The following is a 19,474-nucleotide window of genomic DNA, read 5'->3' on the forward strand; positions in this document are numbered from 1 at the left end:
TGAATTTCTATTGTTATGCTCAGCGTGTATTTAATTTTTAAGATTATTGATCTATTTATTGACTAATGGTGACTACTGACAAGGGATTTTCTTCTTTCCAGCACCTACACCTTTGATAATTGTACGTCCATCAACAAGTTGGGTCACTTTTACGGTGTTGCTTTGTGTTGCACTCCAAGGGAATGTGTTGAAGCTGTTGCCATTAACGAGTTTAAGTTCATATAAAGGACCGCCGGATGTTTTGCTACCAAACATGGTAACCTGGCCAGTTCTGCTGATGACAAGCTTGATCAATGGGGCTGCACTTGTACCTTTCATGTTGTAGACCTGATCAATTCTTTTACCAGTTTCAATATTGTTGCCTGCGTATTTGCTTCCATCAACAAACTGGATGTTTTGAGCAGAAGAGGCACCCACTTCAAATTGAATTTCTTGTTTCGCCAATTTGACACCATTTACTTCCATGTTAAATGCATTGTCCAGTTCGGTAATGTCGAAAACAAAACCATAGTCTGCCGCTGGGGCAGTGAAATTTCTATCGATTGTCGTTCCATTGGCATAGAATTTTCCATCTTTCATAATACCCGTTTTACCTCCCGATGTAGTTGCCGGATAGCTCCAGTCCAGGCCATTGCTGGTTACATTTTGTGTGCAGGTTCTGAAATTGAGTTTCAGATCGTATTTCTGTCCGGGATTGATCTTAACATTTGGAATGGTGATGTTTGTTTTAGTCTCATCATCCAGTGTTAGACTACCGAGCATCAGTGTTCCATTGCTGGTTGCCGGGTGGATCAATAAAGAGGGGTTACTGATCACGGTACGCAGGCCATTTCCTAAAGCCGGGAATTGCGTGGTCACGCCTGCGTTGTTCAAGCCATTGTAGGTTAGTGTTTGGTCTGAGAATTTCAAATTTGCACTACCATGACTAGGTTTTAATACGGCAGCCCCGATTTGAGTAATAGCTCCGGTCATACTTGGATCCATGGTCAATGTTGTGGTGATTTGGCTAAACCGGTGTTTTAATACAACATTTAAGTTATTTACACCACTTTTTAACGTTAATGTGCCCGTGTAATACATCAAATCACCACTTATATTGTCTAAGCTGGCAGTGGACAGTGTATTTTGATTGTTGATACCCGGTAATGCTGTGGTACTATTGATTGAATAGGCAATGAACGTGTAAGATTTTCCAGCGTCAAGAACGATACCTGCAGCAGTAGCTTCCTCACCATAGCTATAAATCTTTTCCGTTACGTAAGCGCCTTGGTTGTCATAGACAACAACTTTATATTTAACGTTTTTGTCCAACGGCTTCTCTTGTGTCTGGACAGCCGCTAGTTTGGGGGTGGACGAAGCGACGAGGCTTTTTGTGATCGCTGAATTGTTTGTTAGGACCACGTCGACAGAACCACCGTTTTCAAGCGGTACTGTCATTTCCTGTACATCAGGTGCATCGATTGATGTGCGTGAAGCTTTTGCAGATGCTTGCTTTTGAACAGCATTGTTGTCCGTTTCAGTGTAAGCTTCTACACCCGAAAGATTGACTTTAACGACAGTTTCTCCTGTCAATGCGGTGTTTTCTCCACTTTTGTTACAGGAGTAGAGACTAAGTGCGAAAGCACTGCAACCCAGCATGAACAGGTTAGTCAGTCGGTGATGGGGGATTAGATTCATGTTAATTGACATTTTGTTTTGTTATTGATTTTTTGATTTAGTTATTGATTTATTTGTTGTACTGTCTTTGCAGGTGTATGCCTGTTTATGTTTAAAATGTGGTATACGATTGCTTTTTTTGTTGCTATTATTTTTTATCGATGCAATTATATAAATAGCATTTTACTTAATATGACGTATTTGTATTATCTTATTTTTCTTGTAGAGAAATATCTACAATACAACTATTTGCTGCTTTAAGGCTGTTTAAACATGTTTTATGCTGTTTTTCTGTTAATTACAATTCGTTTTATTTGAATAATAATTTACTTGTAATTAATATTGGTGTCGAGTGATTGTTCTTTGTTGGGTTATGCGGTTTTGTGTGGATTTAAGGTTAAGAAAAGCGTTCGATAGAGGGCAACTGTTCCATTGTTTTTTAGGAAGAATAGGATGTGATGATCGCAATAGATTTCTGAGACTAAGCGGAGATTTTAATTTATTTTTTTAAATTTGTGCATTCATGAGGTTAATTGTTTTCATATTGATAGCATATATTATGGGACTTTCTTTTGTTCCCTGCAGTGATTCTACCAATCGCTGCGAGCAGACTGCTATGGAAAGACAATTAAACCAAACTCATAACCATAATGATGACGCGTCCGATGCTTGTTCGATTTTCTGCTATTGCAATTGTTGTAGTGGAAATATAACGGCTTATGCGTATCAATTTCCGCAAATAGATGGTGTCCCGGTTTCAATTTATTTTGATAATCGTAATCCTGTCCTCAATACAGCGATTGTTTCCAGTTATTTTGGGAGCATCTGGCAGCCGCCAAAGGTTAATGCTTAATTTTTCGTAAAAATTCTAGAAACAAATCTGATAGAGCATGCTATGCTGTTCTTTATTCAGCTTTGTGCTCGGAATACGCTTGTTGTATGGTATTACGACAAAAGATGAACTATTCTAACGAGCTATTATTTAAGCATTAATCACGTATAATTGTGTTAGATCATATTATAAAATTTAGCATTAAGAACAAGATCATTATCGGTTTAATGACCTTGTTGCTTATCATTTGGGGGGCATGGAGTGCAACGAAACTGCCAATCGATGCCGTTCCCGATATTACCAATAATCAAGTCCAGATCTTTACCTCTTGTCCAACGCTTGCCGGGCAGGAAGTGGAACAATTGGTTACTTTTCCAATTGAACAAAGTATTGCAACTGTACCCAAAATTGAGGAGATCAGGAGTATTTCGCGCTTTGGACTTTCTGTCATTACTGTTGTTTTTGACGATGATGTAGATATCTATTTTGCCCGTCAGCTGATTGGTGAGCGTTTAAAAGAAGCGGTGGATCAGATTCCACAAGGTATTGGTAAACCTGAGCTGGCTCCAGTGAGTACTGGACTAGGAGAAGTATATCAATATATTATACATCCCAAAAAGGGAAGCGAAAAGAAATACAACGCAAAAGATTTGCGCACCATGCAAGATTGGATTGTTGCCCGTCAGCTCTATGGCACACCTGGAATTGCCGAGGTCAATAGTTTCGGTGGTGAGCTCAAACAATATGAAGTAGCTGTTGATCCGAATAGACTTAAGGCGATGAATATCACCATTCCAGAGCTATTTACTGCCCTGGAGAAAAACAATCAAAATACAGGCGGTGCCTATATTGATAAAAAACCGAATGCCTACTTTATTCGGGGAATTGGGCTGGCGACCTCCTTGGAAGATGTCAGAAATATTGCCATCCGAAAATCAGGAGCAATACCGATTTATGTTAAAGATGTTGCGGATGTACGTTTTGGTCATGCTGTGCGCTATGGTGCCTTGACATACAATGGTGAGGTTGATGCTGTGGGAGGTGTCGTCATGATGCTAAAGGGTGAAAACAGCAATGAGGTGGTCAACCGCGTGAAAGAAAAACTACCGACTATTCAAAAGTCGCTACCTGATGATGTGGTTATAGAGCCCTATTTGGACCGGACAGACCTCGTTGGGCGTGCGATAAGTACCGTTGAAAAAAATCTGATTGAAGGTGCCCTGATCGTCATTTTTGTCCTAGTCTTATTTCTTGGGAACTTGCGCGCAGGTCTTATCGTTGCTTCGGCAATTCCACTGGCGCTGCTATTTGCACTTGGACTGATGAACGTCTTCGGCGTAAGCGCCAATTTAATGAGTTTGGGCGCGATAGATTTCGGTTTGATTGTAGACGGAGCCGTCATTGTGGTGGAAGCTACACTACACCATTTAGGCTTACGAAAGTCTACCGAGAAATTGACCCAGGCCGAGATGGACCATGAGGTATTTGAGTCTGCTTCAAAGATTCGTACCAGTGCAGCCTTTGGTGAGATTATTATTCTTATTGTCTATATTCCAATTTTAACATTAGTGGGTGTTGAAGGGAAAATGTTTCGTCCAATGGCACAAACAGTTGGGTTTGCTATTTTCGGCGCATTGATTCTCTCGTTAACCTATATCCCCATGATGTGCGCTCTGTTCCTGCCGAAAAAACACAGCGACAAGAAAACGTTGAGCGACCGGATGATTGCGGGACTGCAACGTATTTATGAGCCTTTATTACAAAAAGCCATTCGGTTTAAATACCTAATCGTGAGTTTAACCGTTGCCATTTTTGCTTTGTCGGCCTTCTTTTTTAAGAATATGGGAGGCGAATTTATTCCACAATTGCAGGAAGGTGATTATGCATTCCATTGCATACTTCCCCAGGGAAGCTCACTTTCGCAAAGTATCGAAACCTCGATGCAGGCATCCCGGATTATCAAAGAGTTCGATGAGGTGAAGATGGTTGTCGGTAAAACAGGAGCTGCTGAGGTACCAACAGACCCTATGCCACCGGAAGCGACAGATATTATGGTGGTATTGAAGCCTCAAAAAGAGTGGAAGTCGGGCCGTTCTTATGAAGAACTGGGGAGCGCTATTCTGGAGAAACTAGAAGTAATTCCGGGTGTCTTCTTCGAAAAAAACCAACCTATTCAAATGCGTTTTAATGAACTAATGACGGGTATCCGTCAGGATGTTGCTGTAAAGATCTTCGGTGAAAACATCGATTCGCTAGCCGCTTACGCCAATGTGGTTGCCGCGCAGATTCAATCCGTTCAAGGGGCGACTTCGCCACAAGTGGAGCGTGTATCCGGCCTCCCACAAATCAATATCGTTTATGACCGCACCCGTATTGCAAATTATGGCTTGACGATTCAGGACGTCAATGACGTGGTGAGTACTGCTTTTGCCGGTCGAAGCACGGGACAGATCTATGAAAATGAACGTCGCTTTGATTTGGTCGTCCGGTTAGATACAACGCATCGAAACAGCATTGATGATGTGCGTAATCTGATGATTCCTACAGATACGGGTACGCAGATTCCGCTTTCTCAGGTCGCTGCCATTGATTATAAATTGGGGCCGGCCCAGATCAGCCGCGAAGCGGGTAAACGAAGAATTGTGATTGGATTTAATGTGGCCGGGCGTGATGTTCAAACCGTCGTAAAAGATATCCAACAACAATTGGCTGCAAATGTAAAACTTCCTGCAGGGTATTATTTCACCTATGGGGGGCAGTTTGAGAATTTACAGAAGGCGAGCTCACGCTTGTTGATTGCTGTGCCAGTTTCCTTATTGCTTATTTTTATGCTGTTGTATTTCACGTTTCATTCCTTTAAGCAGGCGACGCTTATTTTTACTGCAATTCCAATGAGTGCTATAGGGGGTGTATTTGCGTTGATGTTGCGCGGCATGCCTTTCAGTATTAGTGCCGGTATCGGTTTTATTGCCTTGTTTGGCGTAGCCGTACTCAATGGTATCGTTTTAATTGGGACATTCAATCAGTTGAAAAAAGAGGGTGTCGATGATATTTTTCAACGCGTTAAAGAAGGTACGTTGACTCGTCTGCGTCCAGTACTCATGACTGCGACCGTGGCTTCACTGGGCTTTTTACCGATGGCAATAAGTACAAGTGCCGGCGCTGAAGTTCAGAAACCTTTGGCAACGGTTGTTATTGGCGGATTGGTAACGGCAACTTTCCTGACCTTGTTTGTGCTACCCTTATTGTATATAATTTTTAATTCTAAATTGAATATGAAACGAAGTAGAGGTGCTAAGACCATCGTCACAATACTTGCTTTCCTATTTATGGCTTTGGGATCTCAGGTGTTTGGACAGGAGCGCATTTCTGTCACAGAAGCTGTAGAAACTGCGCTGAAGAACAATCGTCAGTTTCAGATCAACCAGGCTGAAATCGTGGGCGCTGGTTTCAATGTTAAGACGGCGACTGAAATTCCCAAGACCGGGATTTTTGCAGAAAATGAAGATTACCGTCCTACGGATAAGGCCGGCTTATTGAAAATTGGTATAACGCAAAGTATTGCCTGGCCTGGACTCTACACTGCGCGTAAGGCGTATTTTAAAGAACAACTAAAATATGCGAACCTAAATACAGATGTATTGAAAACTGCGATTACCAAAGACGTGAGGACAGCCTATTTTCAGCTCTGGTATCTTCAGGATCGCCAAAAACTGTATATGGAGTTGGATAGTATCTATACCGCCATGTTCAAAGCAACTGAACTTCGCTTTAGAACGGGTGACGTAGCTGCGCTGGATAAGATCGCGGCTGAAGCAAAGCTGAAAGAGCTGCAGGCACAACTTGTTCAAAACAAAAAGGATATCATTATTCAGCAACAGCAATTGATGATGTTGTTAGACCGTAATGAGTGGATGCTCCCATTGGATCAATCCTTGGAGAAGATTGTCGTGGACGCAAGTCCATCAGATGAAACGGCGCATCCTTTACTGGTTTTACAGCAGCAAAATGTAAATATCGCTTCATCAAACATCAGTGTTCAGAAAAATACCAATAAGCCTGAGTTCTCGGGTCGATTTTTCTCCCAACGTGTTTGGGGAGCCAAAGATCCATTATCGGGATTCTCGGTCTCCGCATCCTTCCCGGTCTTTAGCTTGGGCGCCTATAAAAGTAAAGTGAAGGTTGCCAACGCTGAAATGGAAGTTCAACAGCGTAAGTTGGAATATGATACGCAGGTATTCCAGACAAATAAAGGGAATGCACTTGCTGAAATTGACAAGAATAGTGCATTGCTGCAATTTTATGAGTCTTCGGGGTTAAAACAAGCTGATGCAATTATTAAAGCAGCTAGTTTGGGTTATAGAACGGGGGAGATCAATTTTGCTGAATTAAGCCAATTTTTAAGTCAGGCCATTGGCATTCGCCAGAATTATTTAGAAGTCCTCAATCAGTATAATCAATCAGCAATTCAATATAATTACTTCAATAACAAATAAGGCAACAATGAAAGTTTTCATAAAGATATTTATCGTATGTGTAGCCGTTACTGTTTTTTACGGTTGCGGTTCTAATGAGTCCGAGCGTAAAGGTCAACCGGAAGGAAAGGAAGTACCCAAAGCCGAAGCGGAGCATGAGGAAGGGCCGGTGACGGTGGCGGCATTGAGTGCTGCACAAATAAAGGCTGTGGGAATCGTTTTTGGAGGGATTGAAGAGAAGGAACTAACAGCTACCATTAAGGCCAATGGACTTTTGAGTGTACCCAATAACAATAAAGCGAATGCGACGGCGCTTTATGGTGGTGTTGTAAAGACATTGAATGTGCAGCTGGGGGACAATGTGCGTAAGGGGCAGGTGATCGCCACGATTATCAACCCCCAGTTTGTACAATTGCAGGAGGAATATGTATCCCTGGCAAGTAAGATTACCTTGGCCGAACAAGAAATGGCAAGGCAACAGGAACTCAATGAAGGCAATGCAGGCGCACGGAAAAATCTGCAGGCCGCAACAGCAGACTTCAACAGTTTAAGGGCCCGAAAGGCTTCCTTGCAACAACAGATCCAATTGATGGGTATTAACCCCAATAGCGTGAATCTGTCCAATATGCGAACTTCACTGGCCGTAACAAGCCCTATCAATGGAACAGTTAGTAATGTTTTTGCGAAAATAGGGAGTTATGTGGATGTCTCTTCTCCGGTGATCGAGATTGTTGACAATAGTCTGTTGCATTTGGATCTGCAGGTATTTGAAAAGGATCTACCTTTGGTTAAAGTCGGACAGCTCATCAACTTTCAGCTGACCAACAATCCGGATAAGACCTATACCGCTAAAGTTTTTACAATTGGATCTTCATTTGAAAATGACAGCAAGACCATCGCTGTACACAGTACGGTTGTGGGCAGCAAAGTGGGGTTGATTGATGGGATGAACATTACGGGTATGATCGGTGTCAAAAATGTGCGGACTCCGGCTGTTCCGAATGACGCAATCGTGGAGGCTGACGGCAAGTATTATATTTTTGTGGAGACCAACAAGAAACCGGAAGAGCATGAGGAGGGGCATGACGATCACGGGCATGCGCACGATGAAGGTGAAGCAAAACATGCGCATAAAAATGAGCAAGAAGCCGGGCAGCATGGAGAAGAACAGGCTAAAAACATCAATTTTGAAAAAATTGAGATTCAAAAAGGCGTATCTGCTTTGGGATATACGGCGATTACCCCGGTTACAGAAGTGCCTGCTGGAACAAAAATTGTTGTGAAGGGTGCTTTTTTTATCAATGCCAAAATGAGCAATACAGGTGGGCACGAACATTAATTGACCGTATTTGTTAACATAATCAAAGCAAGTGATGGAACATAAACATCGTTATGATGCACAGGGCAGGCAGCTTTGTTGTACACAGACAGAAAAAATATATAATCAGGCTGGAGCTGAGGATCTTATTGGGAAAGCTCCGGCTTCCAGCCAAGGTCATGACCATAGCCATGATGAGGACGGTCAAGATCACTCGACGGCAGGGGCCAGTCAGATGCAGTTATTTCTACCTGCGCTAATTTCTTTTATCTTACTCATTGCTGCTATAGCCATGGATAATTGGATTGCACAATCCTGGTTTAAGGATTGGGTCCGTACAGGCTGGTACATATTAGCTTATCTACCGGTTGGGTTTCCTGTTATCAGGGATGCTTTAAAGAGTATAGCCAAAGGGGAAATCTTTTCGGAGTTTTTGTTAATGAGTATTGCTACCATAGGCGCTTTTGGGATCAAAGAATACCCCGAGGCTGTAGCGGTAATGTTGTTTTACGCCGTAGGAGAGGTGTTTCAGACCTTGGCGGTAAGTAGGGCTAAAAGTAATATTAAGGCTCTACTGGATCAGCGTCCGGATGAGGTGACCATTTTGGAGAATGGAAAGAGCAAAGTGATCAAAGCTGCCGATGCAGGTATTGGAGCAATAATTCAGCTGAAACCTGGTGAAAAGCTTGGGCTTGATGGTGAATTGTTGTCTGAGCAAGGTGCATTTAATACAGCTGCGCTGACTGGCGAGAGCAAGCCAGATACAAAGATGAAGGGTGATGTTGTACTGGCTGGAATGATTAATATGAACACCGTGAGCCTAATTCAAGTGACAACAGCATATCAGGACAGCAAGTTGAGCAAAATCCTCGAGCTCGTACAGAACGCAACGGCTCAAAAAGCACCCACAGAGCTGTTTATTCGCAAATTTGCTAAGATTTATACCCCAATTGTCGTGTTTTTGGCCATTGGAATTTGTCTCCTGCCTTACTTGTTTGTGGATCAATATGTATTTAGCGAATGGTTGTATAGGGCTCTCGTGTTTTTAGTGATCTCTTGCCCCTGTGCACTCGTCATTTCAATTCCTTTGGGGTATTTTGGTGGAATTGGTGCTGCAAGTAGAAATGGTATACTTTTTAAAGGCAGTAATTTTTTGGATGCGATGGCAGCTATCCGCCATGTCGTGATGGATAAAACCGGAACAATGACTGCCGGCGTTTTTAAAGTGCAGGAAATTAAGCTACAGGCCGGTTACGACGAAGCAAGGATTTTAAAGCTCGTCAATAAAATAGAGAGCCACAGTAGCCATCCAGTTGCAACAGCGATTAGAGAATATGTCGGTCCGATCGATGAGTCTGTCGATCTCAATACCATAGAAGAAATCCCTGGACATGGACTAAAAGCTATGGCTGATGGCAAAGTGTTGCTGGTGGGCAACTTTAAATTGCTGGACAAATTTAATGTAGTCTATGATATCGATCCCAATAGTATCGTATATACGACCATCGCGATCGCTTTAGATGGTAAATTTGTAGGATTCATGACCATTGCTGATAGCATCAAAGCGGATGCTGCGCTTACCATACAGCTACTGCATAAACTCGGTGTAAAAGCCACAATGCTGAGCGGGGACAAGACGACTGTTGTCGCCTATGTTGCCAAGGAACTTGGAATAGATCAGGCCTATGGCGATCTGCTGCCGGAAGATAAAGTGAATAAAGTCAAGGAAATAAAGGGACTAAACGAATCTGTTGCTTTTGTGGGGGATGGCGTTAATGATGCTCCGGTTGTCGCACTGAGCGATGTTGGAATAGCGATGGGGGGACTGGGCAGTGATGCGACGATCGAGACGGCAGATGTCGTGATACAAGATGATAAACCTTCGAAAATTCCAATGGCGATTCGCATTGGAAAAGAGACGAAAAAAGTCGTTTATCAGAATATAGGCCTTGCCTTCATAGTTAAGGGGATCGTGTTGATTCTTGGCGCTGGGGGATTGGCAACGATGTGGGAGGCAGTCTTTGCCGATGTTGGCGTATCGTTGATTGCGATATTGAATGCCATAAGAATTCAGAAAATGAAATTTTGACATTTAGCATTAAGTTGCACCCGCCCTTTTCATTGGATGAAATGAAGGGTGGGTGTATGCCTATTTTTATTAGCCATCATCTAAAACACTAAATATATTAGTATATTTGGGCGTGATTTTTATGTAATGACGAAAGAGCAAATTGCCGGATTGCTTGAAGGAGTACCTTCAGCAGTCGGCGTATATTATATTTATGATAAGCATGATGCGCTAATTTATGTGGGCAAGAGTATCGATATTAGAAATAGGTTATTGCAGCATTTTAGAAGTACAGATTTTAAGGAACGTAAAATCCAAGGAGCAGCCTGCAGAGTTGGATTTGAACTGACCGGTCATGAATTACTTGCGTTATTGTATGAATCTGACCTGATCAAAAAACACCAACCCTATTACAATCGAGCGCAGCGTCGAACTTACTATGGATTTGGCCTTTACCTGGCTGTGAATCCTTCAGGTTATCAAGTCTTGCAGGTTGAGACACTTGATCCCGAACGTGAAGAGTTAATGACTTTTTCGAGTTACCAGGAGGGGCGGGAGCAATTATTTCATATCGTGGAAGCTTATCAGCTGTGTCAAAAAATAAATAAGTTACAGACGTATACGAAACATTGTTTTCAGTATATGTTGAAGACCTGCAAGGGGGCTTGTATTGCGCAGGAGCTTCCAGAAGACTATAATCGAAGAGTGCAGGAATTTGTCGTCTCTTCGGAGCTTCCGCTGGGCGAAATATTTTTGGAATTTTTAGGGCGTAATCCCAATGAAAAGGGCCTTGTTTACTTGTTGGACGGTCGGTATAAAGGATTTGGCTACTGCAATAAGCGTGTTTATAGCGAAAAGAAAAAGCGAGAAGCCATCGTCTTCAAGGCCGAGAACAGAGATGTTAGACGTATTTTGAGACGCTATTTCAAACTCAACCCTGTTTAAATTTTTATCAACACTGATTTACTGGCTTGATACACCAGTAAATCAGTGTTTCACCTTTGGTAAAAACTTTTTGTCGTTCTCATCGGAATCTTTATAGTAGGCTCGCGCTTCGTCCAGTTTATGATGCATTTCTTCACGTACGTTGTGGTATCCTTGTACATGGTATACATTCTGCATTTCCTGTGGATCTTTTTCTAGATCGTATAATTCCCACTCATCTTTGTCATAATAGAAATGGATCAGTTTGTACCTTTCGGTACGAATTCCATAATGTCGTTTTACCATGTGAATGGAAGGATACTCATAATAGGTGTAATATACGGCATCGCGCCATTGCTTTTCTTTTCCATTGAGTAGGCCACGAAAAGATTTTCCCTGCATATCTTTCGGGATTGCAAGTCCTGCATAATCTAGGATTGTTGGGGCAAAATCGAGATTCTGGACAAGTGCTTTTGAGGATTGGCCAGCTTTAATTTCTGCTGGATAGCGGATCAATAAGGGAGTTCGAAGCGATTCCTCATACATAAAACGTTTATCAAACCAACCATGTTCACCTAGATAGAATCCTTGGTCTGAGGTATAAATGACAATGGTATTTTCGTCAAGTCTATTATCTTTCAGAAATTCCAATAGGCGTCCAACACCATCGTCTACCGCTGCAACGGTACCCAGGTAATCTTGCATATAGCGTTGATATCGCCAGCGCATCAGGTCTTCTTTGGACATGCTGGGATATTTTATCTTAAAATCTGCCATAATTGGGTTGTATATTGAATCCCATGTTGCACGTTGTGCTGCGGTCATTCTTCCTAAGTTTCCATTAAAGGCAGCTTTATCCCAAGATAGATATTCTTTTAGTCCCAATTCATCCATTAGCGTAGGCGGTATCTTATTGTCACCAGCCCAGTTCATGTGTTTAAGGATATTCATTTCCGCGGTTTTTGCGGCGGTTCCTCTTCCTTCGTAGGTGTCGAATAGATTGTCCGGTTCTTTATAGGTTTTTGATGTATATTGTTGAATATGCCGTAAAGCAGGTAGCCATTCTCGGTGTGGCGCTTTTTGATGATAAAGCACACAGAATGGTTTACTAGTATCTCTTTTAGCGATCCAATCTAAGGTCATATCGGTGGTGAGATCCGATACATAGCCTGGTATTTGTTGTTTCACACCATTGATAATGAAGTTAGGATTATAATATTCGCCCTGGTCGATAAGGACCGCGGAGTAGTTGAATCCCTGTGGCAATCCATCCATGTGGATTTTACCAATTAATGCTGTTTGGTACCCATTTTTTTGAAGAATCTTGGCAAAGTTGTCCTGATTCCAGTCGAATTTTGCCTCATTATCAATTTTCCCATTCATATAACTGTGCTTTCCCGTTAAAAGTACAGCCCGACTGGGCGCACATAATGAATTTGTCACGGTCGCACGTGTGAAAATGGCACCTTCCTTTGCTAATCTGTCAATATTGGGTGTTTCATTTAATCCGTAACCATAAGCGCTGATCGCTTGATAACCATGGTCATCACTCATGATATATACAATATTTGGATGCTTTTTTGTCTGCTCTTTTTGTGCCAATGCCCAAAAAGGTACACATGCGTACAAGGTGAATGTAAGAATATAATGATGCAATTTCATGGTTAAGGTTTGTATATGTTGCGACGATCGTTTTTACCACAAGCTAATATAGCTGTTTTCATTGAGACAAAGATGATGCTATTAGTTTAATGATACCTTTTACTATTTAAATGATTTGTTTATTTTATTATTCTGATAGAAATTTGCAGTATTGATAATTTTACTTATATATGAAGAAGAGTTTATTAGCACTTGCACTAGGGGGATTAGGGATAGGTATTACCGAATTTAGTATGATGGGGATGTTACCGGACGTTGCCCAAAGCCTGCAAGTTTCAATTCCGGAAGCTGGTTATCTCATTACCGCTTATGCTTTGGGTGTTGTTATTGGTGCTCCACTATTGGTAGTTGCTATGAATCGGTTGTCGCCCCTTAAAACCCTGATTACCCTCATGGGATTATTTACCCTGTTTAATGGATTATCTGTGATTGCTCCAGACTACGGTCTTTTGCTGGTGTCGCGTTTTATTTCAGGATTGCCGCATGGTGCTTTCTTCGGTGTAGGGTCTGTCATTGCTAGTCGATTGGCCGATCCTGGGAAAGAAGCGCAGGCGGTAGCGACGATGTATTCGGGATTGACCGTTGCCAATTTATTTGGGGTTCCATTGGGTACCTATATAGGGCATCATTTTTCATGGCGTTATACTTTCTTATTGATTGTTGTCGTCGGTATTTTGACCATGTTAGCCTTAAAGTTGTGGATGCCTAAAATGAAAGCAGCACCTAAAAATAATCCCTGGAAGGACTTTGGCATTTTTCGCAATGTGAATGTCTGGTTTATGGTTTTATTATTTTCAGTGGCCCCAGGGGCGTTGTTTGCCTGGATAAGTTATATTGCTCCGCTGATGACTGAAGTGTCTGGGATTGCTGATAAATACCTGCCGTATATTATGGTGTTGGCTGGATTGGGTATGTTTGTGGGGAATTTGATCGGCGGGAAGTTGACGGATACTTTTTCGCCAACAAAGGTGGTCGTAGCCGTATTGGTGGTTCAGATTTTATGTATGCTGGCTATTTATGGCATGTCCGACAACGTTGGGATATCCTTGGTGATGACTTTTTTAACCGGAGTCACTACTTTTGCGCTTGTACCTTCGTTAACCCTATTATTGCTTAATTCGGTAAAGAGTGATGCTGAAATGTTGGTTGCTTCTCTGGGGCCTGCATGTTTTAATATTGCGAATGCGCTGGGTGCTTTTTTAGGTGGTGTGCCTATTAATCAAGGCTATGGTTACACTTCTCCAGCTTTGGTTGGTGCGGTAATGGCGGCATTAGGGATAGTCATTTCTTTATGTTACATCCAACGAAGCAAAAAGCAGCCGACTATGGATAACAAAGAAGTTCTTGAGGATGCCGTTGGTCAACTTTCATAATCCTTCATGTCGTCTTGAAATTTGTTGTCGGTCCTAAAAAAATAGCGAATAGGATTGATGTTAACCAATATTTCCACCAATTCTATTGAAGATAGACTTAAATTGAACATCGATATTTTCACCCAGGTACATGCGCTTGGCCCGGCGTTTTATAGGATTTCCTTGGTTCAATAGGAAGGAAACTGTGGTTGTATTCTCTTGAGGTAGTACAATTTTGGAATTTTGCCTTAAATAGAGTTTCAACAAAGCCATTCCGGCGGATTGTTTATTGGCGACAATAAGACCTTCTCCCAAAGTGGGAAGGTAATAGCCGCGGACAGTTTTGTTTTCCACATAGACAAAGCCAGCCGTGAAATGTGGTTCTATTTCGAACCGTCTATTTTCGGCAGCAGTTTTCTGGTCGAGTGCCAAAAGTTGCTCGCTATAACGGGATTGATAGTGCTGTATGCTGTGGTCCGGTTCTTCAAGCTGAGTGATCTGTATATCATCAAAGAAAAGATAGGAAGAAGATTCCTTAAAGCCGAGTTTTGTGTAAACTGGTGCGCCCATATCCGTTGCAATGAGTTGGATGCTCTTGCATTTTTTGCTATTTGCTATATGAATAAGTTCTTGGGTGATGTGTTTCCCATAGCCTTTTCCTCTTTCATCGGCAGCAACGATAATATGTCCCAACCAGGCTACGTTACTATGGATAATGGTCGTACCTATGGCGACAATTTTCTGATCGACCAGGAGTTTTATGGGAAAACAAAAAGGGCTTTCTATATAGTGTTGTATTTTGATCGTGATATTGCCCCATCCTTCCGGACTTAGCGTTGTAATTATGGGAAGATCGGAAAACTGAATAGGATCAAAATTCATGTAGCCTCTATTTTATTGCGGTTTTATTGTACTTGTTTTTATATTCAAGGGGGGATAGTCCCGTAAACCGACGGAATATTTCACGGAAAGCCTTTACGTCAGTATACCCAATAGCGTACATTACTTCATTTACCGTTTTCCGCGAGCTTTCCAATTCCTTTTTTGCCGATTCCACTTTTATCCGTTGAAGATATTCCACAGGTGTATTACCTGTCGCTTTAATAAATCTACGGTCGAAATTCCGGCGTCCGACGGTGAATTTTTCAGATAACTTCTCCATGGAGATTTTTTCTGAGAAGTTATTCTCGAGATAGTCCTGTGCACGCATGACCATTTCATCGCCATGTGACTTTTGACCATTAAAGATCATAAAATCGGATTGCGTTTGTCTGGCAATATCAATTTGAAATATTTTGGAGCAATAAATCGCTGTCTGTCTGTCGTAAAACTTTTCAACCAGGTAAAGGAGGAGGTTGAGGAAGGAATAACCGCCACCATTGGTATAGATTCCCTGCTCATCGGTAATAATTTGTTCTGTTTTTAAGTTGACTTTGGGGAAGAGCTTATGGAAGTTTGCTGCTGATTTCCAATGGATAGAGCAGCTTTTGTTATCTAAAAGTCCCGTGGATGCGAGCAGATATGCACCGGTACACATGCTTGCAACATTTGCTCCTTTGGCATGATGGTGTAATATCCATTCTGAAAGAACGCTATTCCCAGCTTCTATTGCAGTAAAATTGGAAATGACAGCGGGTACAATAATGAGGTCTGTTTTTTGAATTGCAGTGATATCTTTCTGTGGCATGACCGTTAATAATCCATTGACAAAGTTACTCTGTTTAGAAACTCCTGCTAATTCTATAATAAATATAGGCTCCCTGTTCAGTTGATCGTAATAGCGGTTCGCTTCGGTGAATACATGGTATGTTCCAATAATGCACGATATGGTATTAGGGCCTGTCTGACTGTTTGGAACTAAGATCGTTAGGTGTTTCATGTTGAAAGTTTATAAGATTGAATAAACGATAGTACGCTTATTTGATACTATTCAAATATACCGAAACGACTTGTCTAAATCAACCGCTGAGAATGTCTATTTTACACCCCTTTTTGTGTTTTGAACTCCACTATATTTGATCTATAAATTTAAATTAAAACGACAGGATGGTACGAATGATCGCAATATATAAGTTGACTGAAGAAACTTGGCGCCTCAAACTCATGATGTTCAGATTTACATATTTGATTCGATTGAGGTATAGGAAGATAAGAAGTATGAGTTAATGGTTAAAAATACGAAGAATGATGAAAAAGGAAGATTTTAAAATGAGTATTACCGTTGATGCAGGTGCTCAACGCGTATTTGAAGCAATCAATAATGTCCGTGGATGGTGGTCTCAAAATATTGACGGGCCAACTGCTGCTTTGCATGATGAGTTTATATATCATTATCAGGATGTACATCGTTGTCGAATACGAATAGAAACGATGGAAACAGATCGTAAAGTAGTCTGGCGGGTCCTCGAAAACTATTTTAAATTTACCCAGGATGAACGGGAATGGACGAATAGTTCCATTATCTTCGATATTGTTGAAGATGTAGGTACAACTACATTACATTTCACCCATCGTGGGCTTAATTCCCAGATGGAATGTTATAAGGTATGTCATGATGCCTGGACATATTACATAGCGGACAGCCTAAGACAATTGATTTTAACGGGGATGGGACAGCCTACTCCAAAGGAGGAAATAGCGCTGGACGCTATGGAAGAGAATCGCATACCACATGATCCTGGGACAAAAAGTATCTACCATAGATTGTTAATTGAAACTCCGGTAGAGACTGTTTACAAGGCGCTTACAACGGCGGAAGGACTAGCAGGCTGGTGGACACCAGATACGAAGGCAAAGCCAGAGATTGGTGCGATCCTGCGCTTTGGATTTGGTCCCAGCTATTTTAAAAATATGGAAGTTATTGCGCTGAAGCCTTATTCCAGGGTCGAGTGGCGCTGTGTCAAGGCATTTGAGGAATGGATTGGAACGACACTGACCTTTGAACTTGAACCTCAGCAAAAGGGATGTATGCTGCTGTTTCACCATGATGGCTGGACAAATTATAGTGCGGAATTCGCTTCCTGTAGTTTTGATTGGGCACTATTTTTCAGGAGTTTAAAATTTTTCTGTGAAAAAGGAAAGGGTTTTCCTTATCCCGAATTTAATGTATAAAATTCGGGAAGGGGCATAGTGTATTTTTGGTATAAAATGAGACTATCGCAATAGCTTGGCAATCGCATGCAGATAGTCTTTATTTTTAGAAAAATCATTATGTCCCTCCTTTGCCAACCGAATCAATTTATCCTGTTTTTTAAAGAATCTACTCAGTTTAATGGAAGAGTCAAAATAGACGGCTTTATCCTGGTCTCCGTGGAAGATGATCGTTCTACATTTTACTTTTTGTAATGCCGAAGCATTGTCGAAATGAAAGGGGAGCCCGCTTGTATCGAGCTCAGGAGCGATATGTTGCGTCCAATCTTCAAAACTATAGTAAGGTGCCTGAAGAATAAGTATTTTTGGGGCGTTATGCGAAGCAATAGTTGAAGCCAGTGCTGTACCCATCGATTGACCAATTATGATGATATGATCTTCCGGATAATGTTGTTTCAGGTTATCATAGACTATTTGCAGATCACTATAAAGTAGTTCTTCATTGGTTACTTTACCTTCACTTTTTCCGTAACCTCGGTAGTCTAACATAAAAAGATCATAGCCGTTATCAGTATAGATATTCGCAATTTTACCCCAAGTGTCTACCGCCCCATTACTGCCATGCAAATAGAAAATTAGTCCTTTGCTCTTGTCTGCCTTAAACAAGATCCCATGGAGTTTAACATGATCTGCTGTTGTGATAAATTTTTCTTCATATTTGCCCTGAAAATGGAAGGTTGAATCTTGGAGCTTTTTGCCTGGAAATAGTTGTTCCTCAAGGATCTCATTCCAGTTTGGTTTCACTTTAGCCTTATTATTGGCTTGCGCATGTACTACGAGGTATGAAAAGATGAATAGCAGGAGTAATAGCATTGGACGTGACCAAAGGTGACGATAGAATTTTGTTAATGCGGTGGTATTGTTTACGTGCATAAATATACTTGGTCTATGATTTTTATTTAAGTTACACATTTCTGTGGCATCCAGAAAATGTGGGAATTCCTAGTTTTAGCGGTATCTTTCTTATAAACTTAATCTAGGTTAAGTTTACGCCTTAATCTAGGTTGTTGGAAGCAGACTTCTTCTTGTCGTACCTTTGAGATAGCAATTTAAAATGAAGTGATCATTTAGGCTTCAACTTAAATTCATCAAGAACGATAAAAAAGGAGATTATAACATGAAAAAATCAATTGAAAGAATTTTCCAACGTCCAGCTCAACCTGGCATGGTAGGAGATGGATTTCGTGTATTTAATATGATACCAGGGAATGGGATTTCCCAAAAGAGGATGAGTCCATTTCTTTTACTGGATTTCAATGCAGCATTTGATTTTGGACCTTCGGATCATATTAGAGGCGTGGATGTACATCCGCATAAAGGATTTGAAACCGTGACTATCGCCTACAAAGGTAGTGTAGCCCATCATGACAGTTCGGGGAATAGCGGTGTTATTCGTCCGGGTGATGTACAATGGATGACTGCCGGCGCTGGCATATTGCATAAAGAGTACCATGAAGAGGAATTTTCAAAGAAAGGCGGATTATTTGAAATGGTTCAGCTCTGGGTTAATTTACCAGCGAAAGATAAATCAACAGCGGCGCACTATCAGGCAATTACTGCCGATCAGATGGGGAAAGTCGTGTTGCCCGATGCGGCAGGGGTAGTCAATGTCATCGCGGGGAAATTTCAGGATATGGTTGGACCAGCGAGCACCTATACCCCTGTCAATCTATTTGACATCAAATTGGAAGAACAGCATGAAACGAACTTTTTGGTTCCACAAAATCATAATACAGCGATGCTCGTTGTGAATGGCGAGGTTGTAGTCAACGGTGAACTTGCTAAGGAGCATAGCTTTGTCTTATTTGGTCATGATGGTGAAGAGATTTCGATAAGGGCAAATAAGAATGCAGTTTTACTTGTGTTAAGTGGTGAACCCATTGATGAACCTATCGTGAGTTATGGCCCATTTGTAATGAATACACAGGCGGAGATTTACCAAGCCTTTGAAGATTTTCAAGCTGGCAAGTTTGGCGTACTTGAATAAATGAAATAAATTTCCATACATGGCTTATATCCTTAATATGTAGGCCATGT

The 19,474-nt window shown here is 41.5% G+C and carries 13 protein-coding genes; 8 read left to right on the top strand and 5 right to left on the bottom strand.

Annotated features, from left to right (window positions below):
* Nucleotides 1-72: 72 nt before the first annotated feature.
* Nucleotides 73-1,677 (bottom strand): hypothetical protein, encoded by a 1,605-nt coding sequence (locus B3600_RS01405; RefSeq protein ID WP_286751839.1) that lies wholly within the window; start codon nt 1,675-1,677, stop codon nt 73-75.
* Between the two features lie 502 nt (nt 1,678-2,179).
* Between B3600_RS01405 and B3600_RS25555 the strand changes: the two genes are divergently transcribed.
* The 5 genes from B3600_RS25555 to B3600_RS01425 all read left to right on the top strand — a co-directional run bounded on the left by B3600_RS25555 (nt 2,180) and on the right by B3600_RS01425 (nt 11,294).
* Complete coding sequence (locus tag B3600_RS25555) at nt 2,180-2,509, top strand: DUF6660 family protein (protein ID WP_313240106.1); 330 nt, start codon at nt 2,180-2,182, stop codon at nt 2,507-2,509.
* Between the two features lie 152 nt (nt 2,510-2,661).
* Nucleotides 2,662-6,984 carry a CusA/CzcA family heavy metal efflux RND transporter gene (locus B3600_RS01410; protein ID WP_286751840.1) on the top strand — a complete coding sequence of 1,441 codons (4,323 nt, stop codon included), beginning with the start codon at nt 2,662-2,664 and terminating at the stop codon, nt 6,982-6,984.
* A gap of 7 nt (nt 6,985-6,991) precedes the next feature.
* Nucleotides 6,992-8,302 carry an efflux RND transporter periplasmic adaptor subunit gene (locus B3600_RS01415; protein ID WP_286751841.1) on the top strand — a complete coding sequence of 437 codons (1,311 nt, stop codon included), beginning with the start codon at nt 6,992-6,994 and terminating at the stop codon, nt 8,300-8,302.
* A 34-nt stretch (nt 8,303-8,336) separates the two neighbouring features.
* Nucleotides 8,337-10,370 carry a heavy metal translocating P-type ATPase gene (locus B3600_RS01420; protein WP_286751842.1) on the top strand — a complete coding sequence of 678 codons (2,034 nt, stop codon included), beginning with the start codon at nt 8,337-8,339 and terminating at the stop codon, nt 10,368-10,370.
* Between the two features lie 126 nt (nt 10,371-10,496).
* A complete protein-coding gene (locus B3600_RS01425; RefSeq protein WP_286751843.1) occupies nt 10,497-11,294 on the top strand; it encodes a GIY-YIG nuclease family protein in 798 nt (265 codons plus the stop codon).
* A 42-nt stretch (nt 11,295-11,336) separates the two neighbouring features.
* On the opposite strand, the gene B3600_RS01430 is transcribed toward B3600_RS01425, so the two are convergent.
* Nucleotides 11,337-12,935, bottom strand: coding sequence for a sulfatase family protein (locus B3600_RS01430; RefSeq protein ID WP_286751844.1), 1,599 nt, complete (start codon nt 12,933-12,935; stop codon nt 11,337-11,339).
* 170 nt (nt 12,936-13,105) lie between these two features.
* Here B3600_RS01430 and B3600_RS01435 point away from each other — a divergent pair, with 170 nt between their 5' ends.
* On the top strand, nt 13,106-14,308 hold the full coding sequence (locus tag B3600_RS01435; RefSeq protein ID WP_286751845.1) for an MFS transporter: 1,203 nt from the start codon (nt 13,106-13,108) through the stop codon (nt 14,306-14,308).
* A gap of 60 nt (nt 14,309-14,368) precedes the next feature.
* Here the strand turns inward: B3600_RS01435 and B3600_RS01440 are convergent, their stop codons facing one another.
* Together B3600_RS01440 and B3600_RS01445 are read right to left on the bottom strand one after the other, a co-directional pair.
* Entirely contained in the window at nt 14,369-15,169 is an 801-nt protein-coding gene (locus B3600_RS01440) for a GNAT family N-acetyltransferase (protein ID WP_286751846.1), read from the bottom strand.
* Between the two features lie 7 nt (nt 15,170-15,176).
* On the bottom strand, nt 15,177-16,166 hold the full coding sequence (locus B3600_RS01445) for a GlxA family transcriptional regulator (RefSeq protein ID WP_112374766.1): 990 nt from the start codon (nt 16,164-16,166) through the stop codon (nt 15,177-15,179).
* A 305-nt stretch (nt 16,167-16,471) separates the two neighbouring features.
* On the opposite strand from B3600_RS01445, the gene B3600_RS01450 reads away from it, so the two are divergent.
* Nucleotides 16,472-17,398 carry an SRPBCC family protein gene (locus B3600_RS01450; protein ID WP_286751847.1) on the top strand — a complete coding sequence of 309 codons (927 nt, stop codon included), beginning with the start codon at nt 16,472-16,474 and terminating at the stop codon, nt 17,396-17,398.
* Between the two features lie 42 nt (nt 17,399-17,440).
* Here B3600_RS01450 and B3600_RS01455 read toward each other — a convergent pair whose 3' ends face one another.
* Entirely contained in the window at nt 17,441-18,310 is an 870-nt protein-coding gene (locus B3600_RS01455; RefSeq protein WP_286751848.1) for an alpha/beta hydrolase, read from the bottom strand.
* 244 nt (nt 18,311-18,554) lie between these two features.
* On the opposite strand from B3600_RS01455, the gene B3600_RS01460 reads away from it, so the two are divergent.
* Complete coding sequence (locus tag B3600_RS01460) at nt 18,555-19,424, top strand: pirin family protein (protein WP_070564311.1); 870 nt, start codon at nt 18,555-18,557, stop codon at nt 19,422-19,424.
* The last annotated feature ends 50 nt before the right edge of the window (nt 19,425-19,474 follow it).

This window comes from Sphingobacterium sp. UBA2480, assembly GCF_002341965.1.
Classification (GTDB): Bacteria; Bacteroidota; Bacteroidia; order Sphingobacteriales; family Sphingobacteriaceae; genus Sphingobacterium; species Sphingobacterium multivorum.